General features: G+C 68.1%; 19 protein-coding genes, 5 tRNA genes and 1 rRNA gene. 12 read left to right on the top strand and 13 right to left on the bottom strand.

All coding sequences use genetic code 11. From position 1 onward, the window contains the following. The 5 genes from ACYQ0J_RS09370 to ACYQ0J_RS09350 form a co-directional block, all read right to left on the bottom strand. Positions 1-235: GTP-binding protein (locus ACYQ0J_RS09370; protein ID WP_460171866.1), on the bottom strand; the 235-nt coding region annotated here is incomplete at its 3' end. 67 nt (positions 236-302) lie between these two features. Beyond that, a tRNA-Thr gene (locus tag ACYQ0J_RS09365) sits at positions 303-378 on the bottom strand. Positions 379-381: 3 nt separating this feature from the next. Then, positions 382-457, bottom strand: a tRNA-Gly gene (locus ACYQ0J_RS09360). Between the two features lie 25 nt (positions 458-482). Further along, positions 483-568: transfer RNA gene (locus ACYQ0J_RS09355), tRNA-Tyr, on the bottom strand. Between the two features lie 10 nt (positions 569-578). Beyond that, positions 579-654 (bottom strand) — tRNA-Thr (locus ACYQ0J_RS09350). A 70-nt stretch (positions 655-724) separates the two neighbouring features. Here ACYQ0J_RS09350 and ACYQ0J_RS09345 point away from each other — a divergent pair. After that, positions 725-2,023, top strand: coding sequence for an MBL fold metallo-hydrolase (locus tag ACYQ0J_RS09345; protein WP_460171885.1), 1,299 nt, complete (start codon positions 725-727; stop codon positions 2,021-2,023). A 67-nt stretch (positions 2,024-2,090) separates the two neighbouring features. Here ACYQ0J_RS09345 and metF read toward each other — a convergent pair whose 3' ends face one another. Beyond that, positions 2,091-2,996: a methylenetetrahydrofolate reductase [NAD(P)H] gene (gene metF / locus ACYQ0J_RS09340; RefSeq protein ID WP_460171884.1), complete on the bottom strand. Its 906-nt coding sequence runs from the start codon at positions 2,994-2,996 to the stop codon at positions 2,091-2,093. A gap of 54 nt (positions 2,997-3,050) precedes the next feature. Here metF and ACYQ0J_RS09335 point away from each other — a divergent pair, with 54 nt between their 5' ends. From ACYQ0J_RS09335 to ACYQ0J_RS09325, 3 genes are read left to right on the top strand one after another with little or no spacing between them, the layout of a single operon-like run. Further along, on the top strand, positions 3,051-3,641 hold the full coding sequence (locus ACYQ0J_RS09335) for a nicotinamidase (RefSeq protein WP_460171883.1): 591 nt from the start codon (positions 3,051-3,053) through the stop codon (positions 3,639-3,641). Between the two features lie 6 nt (positions 3,642-3,647). Next, the gene (locus ACYQ0J_RS09330; protein ID WP_460171882.1) at positions 3,648-4,253 is read left to right on the top strand and encodes a hypothetical protein; all 606 of its coding nucleotides are present in this window, start codon (positions 3,648-3,650) and stop codon (positions 4,251-4,253) included. After that, entirely contained in the window at positions 4,243-5,046 is an 804-nt protein-coding gene (locus ACYQ0J_RS09325; RefSeq protein ID WP_460171881.1) for a histidinol-phosphatase HisJ family protein, read from the top strand. Before ACYQ0J_RS09330 ends, ACYQ0J_RS09325 begins: the two co-directional genes overlap by 11 nt. Here the strand turns inward: ACYQ0J_RS09325 and ACYQ0J_RS09320 are convergent. From ACYQ0J_RS09320 to crcB, 4 genes are read right to left on the bottom strand one after another with little or no spacing between them, the layout of a single operon-like run. Beyond that, positions 5,022-5,291, bottom strand: coding sequence for a hypothetical protein (locus tag ACYQ0J_RS09320; protein ID WP_460171880.1), 270 nt, complete (start codon positions 5,289-5,291; stop codon positions 5,022-5,024). The two genes, ACYQ0J_RS09325 and ACYQ0J_RS09320, sit on opposite strands and share 25 nt — an antisense overlap. A gap of 25 nt (positions 5,292-5,316) precedes the next feature. Then, entirely contained in the window at positions 5,317-5,919 is a 603-nt protein-coding gene (locus tag ACYQ0J_RS09315) for a sulfite oxidase-like oxidoreductase (protein ID WP_460171879.1), read from the bottom strand. A gap of 44 nt (positions 5,920-5,963) precedes the next feature. Then, complete coding sequence (locus ACYQ0J_RS09310; protein WP_460171878.1) at positions 5,964-6,296, bottom strand: DUF190 domain-containing protein; 333 nt, start codon at positions 6,294-6,296, stop codon at positions 5,964-5,966. Positions 6,297-6,300: 4 nt separating this feature from the next. After that, on the bottom strand, positions 6,301-6,678 hold the full coding sequence (gene crcB, locus ACYQ0J_RS09305) for a fluoride efflux transporter CrcB (RefSeq protein WP_460171877.1): 378 nt from the start codon (positions 6,676-6,678) through the stop codon (positions 6,301-6,303). Between the two features lie 20 nt (positions 6,679-6,698). Here crcB and ribH point away from each other — a divergent pair, with 20 nt between their 5' ends. Continuing rightward, positions 6,699-7,172 carry a 6,7-dimethyl-8-ribityllumazine synthase gene (ribH, locus tag ACYQ0J_RS09300; RefSeq protein WP_460171876.1) on the top strand — a complete coding sequence of 158 codons (474 nt, stop codon included), beginning with the start codon at positions 6,699-6,701 and terminating at the stop codon, positions 7,170-7,172. Here ribH and ACYQ0J_RS09295 read toward each other — a convergent pair. Continuing rightward, a complete protein-coding gene (locus ACYQ0J_RS09295) occupies positions 7,159-7,563 on the bottom strand; it encodes a DUF4395 family protein (protein ID WP_460171875.1) in 405 nt (134 codons plus the stop codon). The genes ribH and ACYQ0J_RS09295 overlap by 14 nt on opposite strands. Positions 7,564-7,637: 74 nt before the next feature. On the opposite strand from ACYQ0J_RS09295, the gene pgeF reads away from it, so the two are divergent. The 7 genes from pgeF to ACYQ0J_RS09260 all read left to right on the top strand — a co-directional run bounded on the left by pgeF (position 7,638) and on the right by ACYQ0J_RS09260 (position 15,823). Next, complete coding sequence (gene pgeF, locus ACYQ0J_RS09290) at positions 7,638-8,363, top strand: peptidoglycan editing factor PgeF (protein WP_460171874.1); 726 nt, start codon at positions 7,638-7,640, stop codon at positions 8,361-8,363. Between the two features lie 35 nt (positions 8,364-8,398). After that, positions 8,399-8,881 carry a YqeG family HAD IIIA-type phosphatase gene (locus ACYQ0J_RS09285; RefSeq protein WP_460171873.1) on the top strand — a complete coding sequence of 161 codons (483 nt, stop codon included), beginning with the start codon at positions 8,399-8,401 and terminating at the stop codon, positions 8,879-8,881. Continuing rightward, positions 8,878-11,544: a type IV pilus assembly ATPase PilB gene (pilB, locus tag ACYQ0J_RS09280; RefSeq protein ID WP_460171872.1), complete on the top strand. Its 2,667-nt coding sequence runs from the start codon at positions 8,878-8,880 to the stop codon at positions 11,542-11,544. Before ACYQ0J_RS09285 ends, pilB begins: the two co-directional genes overlap by 4 nt. 15 nt (positions 11,545-11,559) lie before the next feature. Continuing rightward, entirely contained in the window at positions 11,560-12,645 is a 1,086-nt protein-coding gene (locus tag ACYQ0J_RS09275; protein WP_460171871.1) for a type IV pilus twitching motility protein PilT, read from the top strand. A 135-nt stretch (positions 12,646-12,780) separates the two neighbouring features. Continuing rightward, positions 12,781-14,190 carry an Asp-tRNA(Asn)/Glu-tRNA(Gln) amidotransferase subunit GatB gene (gene gatB / locus ACYQ0J_RS09270; RefSeq protein ID WP_460171870.1) on the top strand — a complete coding sequence of 470 codons (1,410 nt, stop codon included), beginning with the start codon at positions 12,781-12,783 and terminating at the stop codon, positions 14,188-14,190. Between the two features lie 5 nt (positions 14,191-14,195). Beyond that, positions 14,196-15,197, top strand: a complete 1,002-nt coding sequence (purM, locus tag ACYQ0J_RS09265; RefSeq protein WP_460171869.1) for a phosphoribosylformylglycinamidine cyclo-ligase — start codon at positions 14,196-14,198, stop codon at positions 15,195-15,197. Then, positions 15,194-15,823: a histidine phosphatase family protein gene (locus ACYQ0J_RS09260; protein ID WP_460171868.1), complete on the top strand. Its 630-nt coding sequence runs from the start codon at positions 15,194-15,196 to the stop codon at positions 15,821-15,823. Before purM ends, ACYQ0J_RS09260 begins: the two co-directional genes overlap by 4 nt. 35 nt (positions 15,824-15,858) lie before the next feature. Here the strand turns inward: ACYQ0J_RS09260 and ACYQ0J_RS09255 are convergent. Together ACYQ0J_RS09255 and rrf are read right to left on the bottom strand one after the other, a co-directional pair. Beyond that, positions 15,859-15,934 (bottom strand) — tRNA-Gly (locus ACYQ0J_RS09255). 10 nt (positions 15,935-15,944) lie between these two features. Further along, positions 15,945-16,060, bottom strand: a 5S ribosomal RNA gene (rrf, locus tag ACYQ0J_RS09250).

Below are 16,060 nucleotides of genomic sequence, written 5' to 3'. Positions count from 1 at the left end.
AATAGTGCCGCTTCGCCGTCTCGTACTCCACATGCGCCGTGTTGATGGTAATCCCCCGCGCACGCTCCTCCGGCGCCTTGTCAATCTCCCCGTAGTCCTTCACCTCCACATTCGGGTTCTCCGCCGCCGCCACAAACGTCAACGCCGCCGTCAACGTCGTCTTCCCGTGGTCCACGTGCCCAATCGTCCCCACGTTCACGTGAGGCTTCGTCCGGATAAACTCGCCCTTGGCCATGGTTCCTCCTCTTTTCTTGCACGCAAAGACCGCCCTGGGGGCCACGGGCCCAGGGCAGACAAAAAGATGGAGCTCGCGGCCGGGCTCGAACCGGCGACCTCACCCTTACCAAGGGTGTGCTCTACCTGCTGAGCTACGCGAGCTCGTGGAGCGGGAGACGGGACTCGAACCCGCGACCCTCGGCTTGGGAAGCCGATGCTCTACCAACTGAGCTACTCCCGCGCGCGGTGTGCTGGGGCACACCTGGTGGTGGGCAGGGCTGGATTCGAACCAGCGTAGGCGTGCGCCAACGGTTTTACAGACCGTCCCCTTTGGCCGCTCGGGCACCTGCCCACGCTCCCTTTGGAGCCACCCAGGGGAGTTGAACCCCCAACCCCCCGATTACAAGTCGGGTGCTCTACCGGTTGAGCTAGGGTGGCAGGACCGGGGATGGGACCCTGTCCGAGGGAATAGGCTAACACACCCCGGGGTGAGTGTCAAGATAAGGGCATGCGCATCGTACCTTTTGGCGCCGCCCGGGAGGTGACGGGAAGCTGCCACCTCCTCCTGGCCGAGGGCCGGGCTGTGCTCCTGGACTGCGGCATGTTCCAGGGACGGGGGGAGGAGAGAAACCACGCCCCCTTCGGCTTTGACCCCAAGGGGGTGGAGGCGGTGGTCCTCTCCCACGCCCACCTGGACCACGTGGGCCGCCTGCCCAAGCTTTTCCGCGAGGGCTACCGGGGCCCGGTCTACGCCACCCGGGCCACCCTCCTCCTCATGCGCATCGTCCTGGAGGACGCCCTCAAGGTCATGGAAGAACCCTTCTTCGCCGAGGAGGACCTGGAGGTCCTCCTCCACCACCTGAAGCCCCTGGAGTACGGGGAGTGGCTACGGCTTGGCCCCCTCACCCTCACCCTGGGCCAGGCGGGGCACCTGCCGGGAAGCGCCTTCGTGGTGGCCCAAGGGGAAGGGAAGACCTTCGTCTTCAGCGGGGACCTGGGCAACCGCCAGAAGACCGTGCTCCCCGACCCCTCCCTCCCCCCCAACGCGGATCTGGTCCTCTCGGAGGGGACCTACGGGGACCGGCCCCACCGTTCCTTCCCGGCCACGGTGGAGGAGTTCCTGGAAATCCTGGACCGCACCCTGGGCCGCGGGGGAAAGGTCTTCATCCCCTCCTTCGCCCTGGAGCGAGCCCAGGAGATCCTCTTTGTGCTCTACGAGAACGGCCACCGCCTGCCCAAGGCCCCCATCTACCTGGACTCCCCCATGGCCGAGCGGGTGCTCTCCCTGTACCCCAGCCTGGTGCGCTACTTCAGCGAGGAGGTGCAGGCCTACTTCCTTCAGGGGAAAAACCCTTTCCGCCCTCGAGGGCTGGAGGTGGTGGAGAGCGCCGAGGCCTCCAAGGCCCTAAGCCGCGAGCCCGGGCCCATGGTGGTCATCGCGGGAAGCGGCATGCTCACGGGGGGGCGCATCCTGCACCACCTCAAGCACGGCCTTTCCGACCCCAAGAACGCCCTGGTCTTCGTGGGGTACCAGCCTCGAGGCGGCCTGGGCGCGGAGATCATCGCCCGGCCCGAACGGGTGCGCCTCCTGGGGCAGGAGGTGCCCCTCCGGGCCAGCGTCCACACCCTGGGCGGCTTCTCCGGGCACGCGGGGCAGGACGAGCTCCTGGCGTGGCTGGCCGGGCAGCCCCGGGTGCTCCTGGCCCACGGGGAGGAGGAGAAGCTCCTGGAGCTGGGCAAGCGCCTGGCCTCGAGGGGCCAGGAAGTGGGCCTGGCCACCTTTGGTCAGGCGGTGGCGGTGGGGTGATCCCCCCGCTGGGGACCTCCAGGGCCCACGGGGCCAAGGAAACCGGGCACGCCCTGGGCCGGGGGGCCTAGGCCCCCCGGGGGGCAGGCCCCAAAGGACCCGGGCGGAAGCCCAGCCTCTCCAGGACCATGCGGGTGGCGGGGCTCTTGTTCAGGGTGTAGAAGTGCACGCCCTCCACCCCGGCCTCCAGTAACTCCGCCACCTGGCGGGTGGCGTGCTCCACCCCGATCTCCAGGATGGCCTGGGGGTCCTCCTGGTGGCGCTCCAGCTGGGCCAGGAGGGGCCCCGGGATGCTGGCCCCGCAGACCTCGGTGAAGCGGCGGAGCTGCTGGTAGCTGGTGATGGGCATGATGCCGGGGAGGATGGGGATTTCTATGCCCACCCTTCGCGCCCTTTCCAGGAAGCCAAAGTAGTGGGCGTTGTTGAAGAAGAGCTGGGTGATGGCGAAGTCCAGTCCCGCCTCCACCTTGGCCTTGAAGTGGTGGAGGTCGGCCTGAAGGCTCGGGCTTTCCGGATGCCCCTCGGGGTAGGCGGCCCCGCCCAGGGAAAGGGCCTCCCCGTAGCGCTCCCGGATACGGGCCACGAGTTCCGCGGCGTAGCGGAAACCCTCGGGATGGGGGCGGAAGACCCTTTCCCCTTGCGGGGGATCGCCCCGCAGGGCCAACACGTTCTCCACCCCCACGGCCACGAAGCGGTCCAGGACCTCCTCCACCTCCTTCCGGCTCTGCCCCGCCACGGTGAGGTGGGCCAAGGGGACGAGGCCCAGGTCCAGGATGCGCCGGGCCCAGGCCACGCTCCGCTCCCGCGTGCTCCCCATGGCCCCGTAGGTGATGGAGACGAAGGCGGGATGGAAGGCCTTGAGCTCCCCCATGGTGCGGAAAAGGGCCTCCTCCCCTTCCGGGGTCTTGGGGGGAAAGAACTCCAGGGAAAAGAGGGGCCCCCTGCGTTCCCTTAGGAGGTCCCGTATTTTCATGCGTCCGAGTGTAGCCCCTCCCCACCCCCTGGTCAAGGGTGGCACAATGAGGGTATGGTAGAGGTTCCGGAGATCCCCAAGGTGGAAGGCGTGGAGCTTCCCGCCAAGGAGACGGCCCTCATCGTGGTGGACATGCAAAACGACTTTGCCCACCCCCAAGGGGCCCTCTTTGTGCCCGAGGCTCCCAGGAGCGTCCCGGCCATCCGGCTTCTCCTGGAAAGGGCGAGAAGGGCGGGGGCCAGGGTGGTCTACACCCAGGACTGGCACCGAGAGGACGACCCCGAGTTCAACATCTGGCCCAAACACGCGGTGGCGGGCACCTGGGGGGCGGAGATCCTGGAAGAGCTGCGCCCCCAACCCGGCGACCTCATCGTCCAGAAAGTCCGTTACGACGCCTTCTACGGCACCCCCCTGGACCACTACCTGCACCTTTGGGGGGTGAAGCACGTGGTGGTCACGGGCACCGTGGCCAACATCTGCGTCCTGCACACCGCGGGGTCCGCCGCCTTGCGCTGGTACCATGTGGTTCTGCCCGAGGACGCCACCAGCGCCCTCACCCCCTTTGACCTGGAGGCCGCTTTGCGCCAGGTGACCTTCCTCTACCAGGGCAAGGTCACCCGGGCCGAGGGGGTGCGCTTTGTCTGAACGCGGATGAAGGAACCCGGGGAGAAGGGGATCGTGCCCCTGGCCCTGGCGCAAGGGGAGGGGGAGCTTTTCCTTTTGCAGCGGGTCCAGGCCTTGGGCCTCCCCGTGGCCCCCACCTGGGTGGTGCGCCTGGAGGAGGAGTTCTACCGCCTAAACAACCTGGAAGAGCGCCTAAGGGACCTCTTCCGGGGCGTCTTCGGGGTGCGGATAGACGAGGAAAGGCTCCTTTGGGCGGTGGAGGAGGCCGGGCGGGCGGTGCGGGAGAGCTACCTCCTGCCCGAGCGGGCGGAGGCCTTCCTCGAGGCCCTGAGGGGAAGGGGGCCCTTCGCGGTGCGAAGGGGGGGAGAGGCCAGGGCCCTTGGGGCCGCCACGCCGCAAGCCGCCCTCTTCGCCCTCAAGCGGCTTTGGGCGGAATCCTTCCGGGTGGAGGCCGTTCTTGGGCGCTTCCCCCACCTCTTGCCCCCCTTCCTCCCGGTCCTGGTCCAGGAGGCCGGGGAGGCGGTGGAGGACCCCTTCCTCTCCCTGGATCTCTCCCAGGCCCTGGGGCAGAAGGTGGTGGTGTACACCTGGGAGGGCCAGGTGGTGCGGATAGAATCCGGCCATGGTGGATAGCCACGTTCACACTCCCCTCTGCGGGCATGCGGAGGGGGCGCCGGGGGAGTACGTCTTCCACGCCCGGAAGGCGGGGCTTAAGGGCCTGGTCTTCACCGACCACAGCCCCATGCCCTCCTGGTACGACCCCGAAAGCCGCATGCGCCTGGAAGCCCTCCCCTTCTACCTCCTGGCCCTGGAGCGGGTGCGGGAGGAAAACCCGGACCTCTATGTGGGCATCGGCCTCGAGGCCGACTTCCACGAGGGGACCCAGGCCTTCGTCCGGACCCTTTTGAAGAGCTACCCCTTTGACTACGTGATCGGGAGCGTGCACTACCTGGGGGCCTGGCCCTTGGACCACCCGGACCACCAGGAGGAGTACGCCTGGCGGGACCTCAAGGAGATCTATCGCGCCTATTTCCAGGAAGCGGCCAGGGCGGCCCGAAGCGGCCTCTTCCACGCCATCGGCCACCTGGACCTGCCCAAGAAGTTCGGCCACCGCCTGCCCGAGGAGGCCCTCTTAGAGCTGGCCGAGCCCGCCCTCGAGGCCATCGCCGCGGAGGGGCTTTTCCTGGACGTGAACACCGCCGGGCTCAGGAAGCCCATCGGAGAGGTCTACCCCGCCCCTGCCCTCCTGCGAAGGGCCCGGGAGCTCGGGATCGGAATCGTCTTGGGCTCCGACGCCCACCACCCCGGGGAGGTGGGCTCCGCCTTTTCCGAAACCCAGGCCCTCCTCGCCTCCCTGGGCTTCCGGGAGGCCTACTACTTCCGCCAGGGCAGGCCCGTGGCCTACGCCCTGTCCAAAGCCTCGTAGACCTGATCCCGCCTTGCCCCCAGGGGCAGGTCCTCCCGGCGCCCCCCGGCCGCCTCGTAGGCCCGCACCGCCTTTAGGAGGCGCAGGAAGGCCTCGGCGCAGGGATCGGGGGCCGGGGCCTCGTACGCCATGAAGGTCACCCGCTCGTACTCCTCCCCGTACTCCGCCTCCTCCCGCTCCACGCAGGCCTCGTAGGCCTTCAGGGCCTCGTCCACCTCGAGGCGGGCGCGCTCCCGGGCCGACATATCCACCTCCTTGAGCTTTAGTATATCAGGTTCTTTTACTCCTGAACCTCAGGCTGGCGGCGGGGATGGGCCCCTCCTGGAAGCGCTCCTCCCGCCAGGGATCCCCCCGCCAGTGGTAGCCAAGCCGCTCCCAAAAGCCCAGCTCCAGGTGGTCCAAAAGCTCGATGCGGCGCACCCACTTGGCGCTCTTCCAGGCATAAAGGTGGGGCACCAAAAGGCGCACGGGCCCGCCCCGTTCGGGGGGGAGGGGCTTCCCGAAAAGGGTGTGGGCCAGGAGCACGTCCTCCCGGAAGAGGTCCTCCAGGAGGAGGTTGGTGGTGTAGCCCCCGTAGCTTTCCACCAGGGCGGCCACCGCCTCGGGCCTGGGCCCCGCTTCCTCCAGGAGGTCCTTCACCCGGACTCCCTTCCAGGCCACGTCCAGCCGGCTCCACCCGGTCACGCAGTGGAAGTCCCGGGTGAGGGCCACCTGGGGAAGAGCGAGGAGGTCGGGGTAGGTGAGAAGGAGGGGATTTTCCACGAGGCCCGCGACCTCGAGGCGCCACTCCTCCTCGGGGATCCTGGGGGTCTCCCCGTAGGTGAGGATGGGGAAGCGCTCGGTGGCCCTCTGCCCCGGAGGCACCCGGTCCACGCCCTGAGGGTAAGCCAGCCCCCGGGAGAAGAAAGGGCCCTGGCTCACCGGCTTCGGTACCGGATGACCTCCACCTTCTCCAAGGTGACGAGCCCTTCCCGCACCATCCCGTCCAGCACGGGCAAGAAGGCGCGGATCTTCTCCTCGGCGTCCACGATCTCGATCATCACCGGCAGGTCCTCGGAGAGCTGGAGCACCTTGGCGGTGTGGATCCGGGAGTGGGCCCCGTAGCCCATGAAGCCCTTGAAGGCCGTGGCCCCGGCCAGCCCCCGGCGCTTGGCCTCCAGGACGATGGCCTCGTAAAGGGGCCGTCCCTCGTAGCGGTCCGACTCCCCCACAAAGATGCGCAGGAGCTTAGCCTCTCCCTCCAGCCTCATGCCCTTAGGCTACCAGGGCCCCGCCCAGGCGGTAGCCGAAAAAGGCCAGGCCCAGCCCCAGGAGGACGCTGGCCAGAACGTACACCGCGGCCCGGAAGACCTCCCCCTCCTGCAGGAGGGCCAGGGTCTCGTAGCTGAAGGTGGAGAAGGTGGTGAACCCCCCCAACACCCCCATGGCCAGGAAGAGCCGGGCCTCGCCCGAGAGGGCCCCTTCCCAGGAGAGCCGCAGGACGACCCCGATGAATAGGCTACCCAGGGCGTTCACCAGAAGGGTGCTGAAGGGGAAGCCGGGACCGGTGAGGCCCTGAACCCACGCGCCAAGCCCGTAGCGGAGGACCGAACCCAAAGCCCCTCCCAAGGCCACCAGCAAGTACCGCTCCACCCCCAAAGTATAGTGAGGCCATGAAGCCCAAGACCCTCTCCCCCATCCTCACCGCCAGGGGGGTAAGGCTCGCCATCGCCGTGGGCCGCTTCAACGAGCGGGTGACCAAGATGCTCCTGGAGGGGGCCCTGGAGGCCTACGCCCGGCTTGGGGGGGACCCCTCCGAGGTCCTGGTGGCCTGGGTGCCCGGCTCCTTTGAGCTCCCCCTGGTGGCCAAGCGCCTGGCAAGCCGTCCGGACGTGGACGCGGTGGTGGCCCTGGGGGCGGTGGTGCGGGGGGAGACCCCCCACTTTGAGTACGTGGCCGCCCAGGCCGCCTCCGGCCTCATGCAGGCCATGCTGCAGACGGAAAAGCCCATCGTGTTCGGCGTCCTCACCACGAACACCCCGGAAGAGGCCCAGGAACGGGCCGGGGGCAAGGTGGGGAACAAGGGCGCGGAGGCGGTCTTCACCGCCATCGAGATGGTGCGGCTCCTGGAGGCTATTTCCCCGTGAAGAGGGCCCGGGCGTAGCGCAGGTGCAGGTAGAGGAAGCACCCCACGCAGAAGCCGAAGGCCAGGTTGATGAAGGCCAAGAAGGCCACCAGGAGGGCCAGGGCATAGCCCACCCCCTTCAGGCCCAGGAGGAGGAAGAGGGTGGCAAGCCCCAGGAAAACCGCCCCCAGGGTGCGGGCGAAGCGGTGGGGCCGGGGGTCCTCCTCCACGGGACGGGGAGGGACCTTTAGGGCCCGCTTCAAGGCCACCAAGAGGTCCCAAGGGGTGTGCTGGCTCGCCATGAGGAGGAAGAGGAGGTAGACGAGCCAAGGGAGGTCCAGAAGGGCCGCCAGGGGCAGGAAAAGGGTGAGGAGCACCTGGTTGAAACGGAGCTGGTTCCGGTCCGTGACCATAGGGCCAGTATACACCTGAGCCTATGAAGATTAGGGGTAGGGTGCCCCCACGCCTCCCGGGGCAGAATGGGGACATGGTCCCCCTCCTCACCACCCCGCTGCCCGTGCCCCACGGGTTCACCACCCGCTTGGGCGGGGTCTCGGAAGGCCCTTTCGCCAGCCTCAACCTCTCCGCCGCCACCGGGGACGACCCCAAGCGGGTAGAGGAAAACCAGAGGCGGGTGCTCGCCGCCTTCGGCCATCCCCCCGTGGCGGCCCTCAAGCAGGTGCACGGGGCCCAGGTGCACCTGGTGGAGGGCCCCGGGGTCTGGGAAGGGGACGGCCTCCTCACCCGCACCCCGGGCCTCCTCCTCCGGGTGGGGGTGGCGGACTGCTACCCCCTCCTCCTCTACCACCCCAAGGGAGCGGTGGCCGCCCTGCACGCGGGCTGGCGCGGGGTGGCGGCGGGCATCCTGCCGAAGGCCCTAGAGCTCCTGGAAAGCCTGGGCCTGGACCCCAGGGAGGCCCACCTGGCCATAGGCCCCGGCATCGGGGGCGGGTGCTACCAGGTGGGAGAGGAGGTGGCGGAGGCCTTCCTAAAAGCCCACCTCCCCACCTTCGCCCAAGACCCCAGGGCCCCGGGGAAATACCTTCTGGACCTGGAAAGGGCCCTCCTCCTCCAGGCGGAACGGGCCGGGCTTCGGCAGGAAAGGGTCTACCGGGTGGGCCTCTGCACCCACTGCGAGCCCACCCTCTTCTCCCACCGCCGCGACCGGGGGCGGACGGGACGGATGTGGGGGCTCATCCTGCTCCCCCGTTAAGGGGCGGTTCACCCCCCTCGTGGCACAATAGAACCATGCTCTTCCCGAGGGCGGTCCTTCCCTCCCTCCTCCACCTCACCCCGGGATGGTTAAGGGAGCGGGGCCTGAAGGGCGTCATCCTGGACCTGGACAACACCCTCCTCCCCTACGGGGAGGAGGAGGTTCCCGCCGCCTACCGGGCCTGGCTGGAGGGGCTGAAGGCCGAGGTGCCCGTCTACCTTCTCTCTAATGCCCTCCCCGAACGCTTCGCCCGGGTGCAAAAGGCCTTGGGCCTTCCCGGCCACGCCCCGGCCCTGAAGCCCTGGCTGGGCTTCCGCCGGGCCCTGAAAGCCCTGGGCCTCCCCGCGCGGCAGGTGGCGGTGGTGGGGGACCAGGTCTTCACCGATGTGCTGGGGGGCAATCTGGTGGGGGCCTACACCGTCCTGGTACCCCCCTTGCGGGAGAGGGAATTCTTTTACACGCGTTTCATACGCATGCTGGAAACTCCATTTAGGAAACCCTGGGGAGGGCCCTTATGAGCGTGCTCACCATAGGCGACAAGAGGCTCGGTGCCATCCTCCTGGACGCCGGGCTCCTCACCGACGAGGAGCTGCAGATGGCCCTGGAGAAGCACCGGGAAGTGGGGGGCTCCTTGGCCGAGGTCATCGTGGACTCGGGCCTCCTCTCAGAAAGGCGCATCGCCCAGGCCATTGAGGACCACTTCGGCATCCCCCTGGTGGAACTCCACACCCTGGAGATCCCCCCGAAGGTCAAGGCCCTTCTGCCCGCGGAGAAGGCCAAGGAGCTGCAGGCCATCCCCTTCGCCCTGGACGAGGAAGCGGGGGTGGTGCGGGTGGCCTTCGTCAACCCCCTGGACACCCTGGCCCTGGAGGAGGTGGAGGACCTCACGGGCCTGGTGGTGGAACCCTACCAGGCCACCAAGACCCACTTCCTCTACGCCCTGGCCAAGAACTACCCCGAGCTCGGCCTCCCCCTCCCTCCCCCCCCTTCAGGACCCAGCGAGGGCGAGCTGCAGCTGGGCGAATGCCTCCTCCAGAAGGGGTTGATCACCCGGGAAACCCTGGAGGAGGCCCTGGTGGAACAGGAGAAGACCGGGGACCTCCTGGGCCGCATCCTGGTGCGCAAGGGGCTCCCCGAGGAAGCGCTTTACCGCGTCCTGGCGGAGCAGAAGGGCTTGGAGTTCCTCCCCTCCACCGAGGGCCTCGAGCCCGATGCGGCCGCCACCTCCCTCCTCCTGCGCACGGATGCTCTGCGCTTCAGCGCCGTGCCCGTGGCCTTCCGGGAGGGCAGGCTGGAGGTGGTCCTGGCCGATCCCCGGCACAAGGAGGCGGTGGAGGAGCTTTTGGGCCGCCCCGCCCACTTCTACCTCACGCTGCCCCAGGCTTGGGAGGGCCTCTTCCACCGGGCCTACCCCGAGAAGGGCCGCCTGGGGGAGGTCTTGGTCCAGGAAGGGCGCCTCAGCCGCGAGGGGCTAAGGGAAGCCTTGGAGGTGCAAAAACGCCTGCCCAAGGCCAAGCCCCTGGGGGAAATCCTGGTGGAGCTGGGCCTGGCCCGGCCCGAGGACGTGGAGGAGGCCCTGAAGAAGCAGCGCCAGGGCGGGGGCCGCCTGGAGGACACCCTGGTCCAGTCCGGCAAGCTAAAACCCGAGGCCCTGGCCCAGGCGGTGGCCGCCCAGCTGGGCTACCCCTACATCCACCCCGAGGAAAACCCCCCAGACCCCAGCGCGGCCCTCCTCATCCCCGAGGACCTGGCCCGGCGCTACGGCGTCTTCCCCCACCACCTGGAGGGGCGGAACCTGGTCCTCCTCATGAAGGACCCCCGGAACATCCTGGCCCTGGACGACGTGCGCCTGGCCCTGAAGCGCAAGGGGCTGAACTACGAGGTGGCCCCGGCGGTGGCCACGGAGGCGGCCATCACCAAGCTCATCGAGCGCTTCTACGGCAAGGAGGAGCTGGGGGAACTGGCCAAGGAGCTCGCCAAGGGCTACCAGGAAGAGGAGGCCATCGCCGCCGAGCTGGACGAGAGCGCCGCCCAGAAGTTCGTCAAGCAGGTGATCCGGGAGGCCTACCTCCAAGACGCCTCGGACATCCACGTGGAGCCCAGGCAGTCGGACGTCCTGGTGCGCCTCCGGATCGACGGGACCTTGCGCCAGTACACCACCTTGCCCAAGGGGGCCCTGAACCCCATCATCAGCGTCATCAAGATCATGGGCGGGCTCAACATCGCCGAGAGGCGCCTGCCCCAAGACGGCCGCGTGCGCTACCGGGAAGGCGCCATCGACGTGGACCTGCGCCTTTCCACCCTGCCCACCGTGTACGGGGAGAAGGCGGTGATGCGCCTCCTCAAGAAGGCCGCGGATATCCCGGAGATCGAGGGTCTGGGCTTCGCCCCCGGGGTCTTTGAGCGCTTCCAGGAGGTGATCTCCAAGCCCTACGGCATCTTCCTCATCACCGGGCCCACGGGGTCGGGCAAGAGCTTCACCACCTTCTCCATCCTGAAGCGCATCGCCACCCCCGACAAGAACACGCAGACCATTGAGGACCCCGTGGAGTACGAGATCCCGGGCATCAACCAGACCCAGGTGAACCCCCAGGCCGGGCTCACCTTCGCCCGGGCGCTAAGGGCCTTCCTCAGGCAGGACCCGGACATCATCATGGTGGGGGAGATCCGGGACTCCGAAACCGCCAAGATCGCCACCGAGGCCGCCCTCACCGGCCACCTGGTCATCGCCACCCTGCACACCAACGACGCCGCCCAGGCCATCACCCGTCTGGACGAGATGGGGGTGGAGCTCTTCAACATCTCCGCCGCCCTCATCGGCGTCCTCTCCCAGCGGCTCGTGCGGAGGATCTGCGACCACTGCAAGGTGGAGGTCAAGCCCGACCCGGAGGTCCTCCGCCGCCTGGGGCTCAGCGAGGAGGAGATCCTGGGGGTCAAGCTCTACAAGGGCATGGGCTGCGAGCGCTGTAGCGGCACGGGCTACAAGGGGCGTTACGCCATCCACGAGCTTTTGGTGGTGGACGACGAGATCCGCCACGCCATCGTGGCCGGCAAGTCAGCCACGGAGATCAAGGAGATCGCCCGCCGCAAGGGCATGAAGACCTTGCGGGAAGACGGCATCCAAAAGGCCTTTCAAGGGATTACCACCCTCGAGGAGGTCCTGGCGCGTACCATTGAGTAGCGATAGGAGGCAGTTATGGCCAAAATGCCGGACATCGTGGACCTCTTGACCCTGGCGGTGGAACGGGGGGCCAGCGACCTGGTGATCACCGTGGGCCTCCCGCCCATGCTGAAGGTGGACGGCGAGTTCCACCCCACGGAGTACGAGCCCCTCTCCCCCCAGGACACCCGCCGCCTCATGTACGCCCTCATGGACGAGAAGCAGCAGCGCATCTTCGAAGAGGAGAAGGAGCTGGACTTCTCCTTCAGCCTGCCGGGGAAAGGGCGTTACCGGGTGAACATCTTCCTGCAGCGGGGAAGCGTGGGGGGGGTCTTAAGGGTGGTGCCCGCCACCATCAAGAGCTTCGAAGAGCTGGGGCTTCCCAAAAGCATCGCCGAGATCGCCTTAAGCCCCAGGGGCCTCGTCCTGGTCACGGGGCCCACGGGGAGCGGGAAGAGCACCACCCTGGCCTCCATGATCGACTACATCAACGAACGAAAGCCCGTGCACATCGTGACCATCGAGGATCCAATAGAGTTTTTCCACAAACACAAGAAGGCCATCGTCAACCAACGGGAGATCGGGGCGGACACCCACGGCTTCCACAAGGCCTTGCGGAGCGTGCTCCGCCAGGCCCCGGACGTGATCCTGGTGGGGGAGATGCGGGACTACGAGACCATCGCCGCCGCCATCACCGCCGCCGAGACGGGGCACCTGGTCATGGGCACCCTGCACACCAACTCCGCCCCCGAGACCATCGACCGCATCGTGGACGTCTTCCCGGAAAACCAGCAGGAGCAGGTCAGAGTGCAACTTTCCAACAACCTGGTGGCCGTCCTGACGCAGCAGCTCCTGCCCAAGGCCTTCGGGGGCGGGCGGGTTCTGGCCTATGAGCTCATGATCGCCACCCCCGCCGTCAGGGCCCTCATCCGGGAGGGGAAGAGCCACCAGCTCAGGAGCGTCATCCAGACCGGGGGCCAGTACGGCATGATCACCATGGACGCCTGCCTCGCCGACCTTTACAAGCGCAAGCTCATCACCTACGAGATGGGGCTCGCCCGGGCGGTGGACCCCAAGGAGTACATGCGCCTGGCGGGGGTAGAGACGGAAACCAGGCGCTGATACCACCCCATGCTGGCGCAAGCCAGCATGGGGGCCCCGCTAAAAGGCTTTGGCGGGGATTTCTGGAAGCAGGAGAGCGAACGAAGCGGGGAAAAAGGGTACGAGGTCCCTAGACGGTCTGGTAGACTGGGGGCCATGTACGAAGCCGTCATCGGCCTCGAGGTCCACCTGCACCTTAAAACCCGGACCAAGGCCTTTTGCGGCTGTGAGGCGGACTATTTCGGGGCAGCCCCCAACACCCACACCTGCCCCGTCTGCCTCGGCCTCCCCGGGGCCCTGCCCGTGCCAAACGGAAAGGCGGTGGAGTTCGGCCTGCGCCTGGCCTTGGCCCTGGGAAGCCGGGTGCCGGAAAGACTTCTCTTCCACCGCAAAAACTACTTCTACCCCGACCTGCCCAAGAACTACCAGATCAGCCAGTACGACCTGCCCTTGGGCCTCGGGGGGAGCCTGCCCCTGGGGGAAAGGCGCGTGCGCATCAAGCGCCTGCACCTGGAGGAGGACGCGGGCAAAAGCCTCCACCTGGAGGACCGCACCCTCTTGGACCTGAACCGGGCGGGAAGCCCCCTCATTGAGCTCGTCACCGAGCCCGACCTAAGGACCCCTGAGGAGGCCAGGCTCTTCCTCCAGCGCATCCAGGCCCTGGTCCAGACCCTGGGGATCTCCGAGGCGAGCCCCGAGGAGGGCAAGCTCCGGGCCGACGTGAACGTCTCCGTGCGCCCTGCGGGGGAACCCCTGGGCACCAAGGTGGAGATCAAGAACCTGAACTCCTTCAAGAGCGTGCAGCGGGCCCTGGAGTATGAAATCCGCCGCCAGACGGAGATCCTCAGGCGGGGGGAAAGGGTCAAGCAGGCCACCATGGGCTTCGAGGAGGGAAGTGGCAAAACCTACCCCCTGCGCGCCAAGGAGGAAGAGGCGGACTACCGCTACTTCCCCGAGCCCGACCTGCCCCCCGTCCCCATCCCCCGGACCTGGCTGGAAGAGATCGGGCGCACCCTGCCCGAGCTTCCCTGGGAGAAGGAGAGGCGCTACCAGGCCCTGGGAATCAAGGCAAAGGACGCGGAGGTCCTGGCCTACACGCCCCCCCTCGCCCGCTTCCTGGACCAGGCCTTGGGGCTGGGGCTCGCTTCCCCCCAGGCCTTGGCCAACTGGCTCCTGGCGGACGTGGCCGGCCTCCTCCACGAGCGGGGGCTGGCCCTGGAGGACACCCAGCTCACCCCCGAGGCCCTGGCCCGCCTGGTGGGCCTCTTCGAGCGGGGGGAGATCACCAGCCGGGTGGCCAAGGGCCTCTTGCCCGAGCTCCTCACGGGCGCTGACCCCGAGGCCCTGGTGCGGGAACGGGGGCTAAAGGTGGTGGCGGACGAGGAGGCCCTGAAGGGGGTGGTGGCCGAGGTCCTGGCCGCCATGCCCGAAGCGGCGGAGAGCGTGCGCCAAGGCAAGCTCAAGGCCCTGGACGCCCTCCTGGGCCAGGTGATGCGCAGGACCAAGGGCCAGGCCCGGCCCGACCTGGTGCGCAGGCTCCTCCTGGAAGCCCTTGGGGTAGGATAGGGGCGATGCGGTACGAGGAGGCCGGGGTCAACATAAAGGCCAAGGCCGAGGCCCTGAGGCGGGCGCGGGAGGCCATCGCCGCCACCTACACCCCCGAGGTCCTCCGGGGCCTCGGGGCCTTTGGCGGGCTTTGGGACGCCAGGGCCCTCAAGGGAATGGGCCACCCGGTCCTGGTGGCCACCACCGACGGGGTGGGCACCAAGACCCTCCTGGCCCTCGAGGCGGGGGACGTCTCCGGGCTCGGCCACGACCTGGTCAACCACTCGGTGAACGACCTGCTCTGCCAGGGAGCCACCCCCCTCTTCTTCCTGGACTACCTGGCGGCAAGCCGCCTGGAGGAGGGCGTCCTCGCCGCCCTCCTCACCTCCTTGGCCGAGGCCTGCCGGGCTCACGGCATCCCCCTTTTAGGGGGGGAGACCGCGGAGATGCCCGGGGTTTACCGGGAAGGGGCCTGGGACGTGGCGGGCACCCTGGTGGGGGTGGTGGAGCGGGAGGAGGTCCTGGGTCCCGAACGGGTCCAGGCGTACGATGTCCTCCTGGCCCTCCCCTCCTCCGGCCCGCACACCAACGGCTACTCCCTGATCCGCAAGGTGGTGGCGGGGCGGGACCTGGAAACCCAGGTCCCCGAGCTGGGGGAAAGCCTCAAAGCCGCCCTCCTCCGCCCCCACCGGGCTTACCTGCGGGAGTTCTTGCGCCTCAAGGAGGCGGGGGTGGAGATCCACGCCATAGCCCACATCACCGGGGGGGGACTCGAGGAGAACCTGCCTCGAGCCCTCCCCCAGGGCCTGGGGGCCGAGGTGCGGCGGGGAAGCTGGCCCGTTCCCCCGGTCTTCCCCTACTTGCAACGCCTGGGGGAAATCCCCGAGGAAGAGATGTACCGGGTCTTCAACATGGGCCTGGGCCTCATCCTGGTCCTGCCCGAAAGGGAGGGGGAAAGGGCGCAAGCGCTGGTGGAAAGCTTCCCCATAGGGCGGGTGGTGCCGGGCGCTGGGGTCAAGTGGGTATGAAGGAGCTCTGGCTCATCCGCCACGGGGAAACCGAGTGGAACGTTAAAAAGCGCTTTCAGGGACACCTGGACGTCCCCCTCTCCCCCGTGGGCATCGGCCAGGCCTTCCGCCTGGCGCAAAGGTTGGCGCGGAGCCGTCTGCCCTTTGACGGGCTGTACGCCTCCGACCTGCGCCGGGCCCGGGAAACCGCGGAACCCCTGGCCTCGGTGCTGGGCCTCCCCCTGCAGACCAGCCCCCTGTTGCGGGAGATCCATGTGGGCCACCTGGCCGGCCTGAACCGCGAAGAGGCCGAGGCCCGCTACCCTGAGTTCGTCCAGGAAGCCCTCCGGGATCCCTGGCACACCCCCCGGCCCGGAGGGGAAAGCATGGCCGATCTGGCCTCGCGCCTGGCCGCCTTCCTGGAGGAGCTTCCCCCTGGCCGCCACCTCCTGGTGACCCACGGGGGCATCATCCGGGCAGCCCTCAAGATGGCCCTGGACCTGGAGGGCAGTACCTGGAGGCGGTTCCACATCCCCAACACCTCCATCACCCGCATCCTCTTGCCCGAGCGGGAGGTGCTCACCGTTTCCGATGCTGCCCACCTGGAAGTCTGGGCCGACTGGCTCTCCGACGAGAGCCTAAAGTAAAGCCCCCCCAGGGGTTGGCCTGGGGGGGCGAGGGTTGGAGCGGGAGACGGGACTTGAACCCGCGACCCCGACCTTGGCAAGGTCGTGCTCTACCGACTGAGCTACTCCCGCATGGAAAAATCCCCCGCACCGACCTACTCTCCCAGGACCCTGCGGTCCCAGTACCATCGGCGCTGGCGCGTTTCACTTCCGTGTTCGGAATGGGAACGGGTGGTTCCACGCCGCTATGGGCACGGG

The organism is Thermus sp. FJN-A (assembly GCF_054655095.1).
The sequence above is the reverse complement of the archived record's forward strand: the minus strand, read 5'-3'. Positions and strand labels throughout refer to the sequence as shown.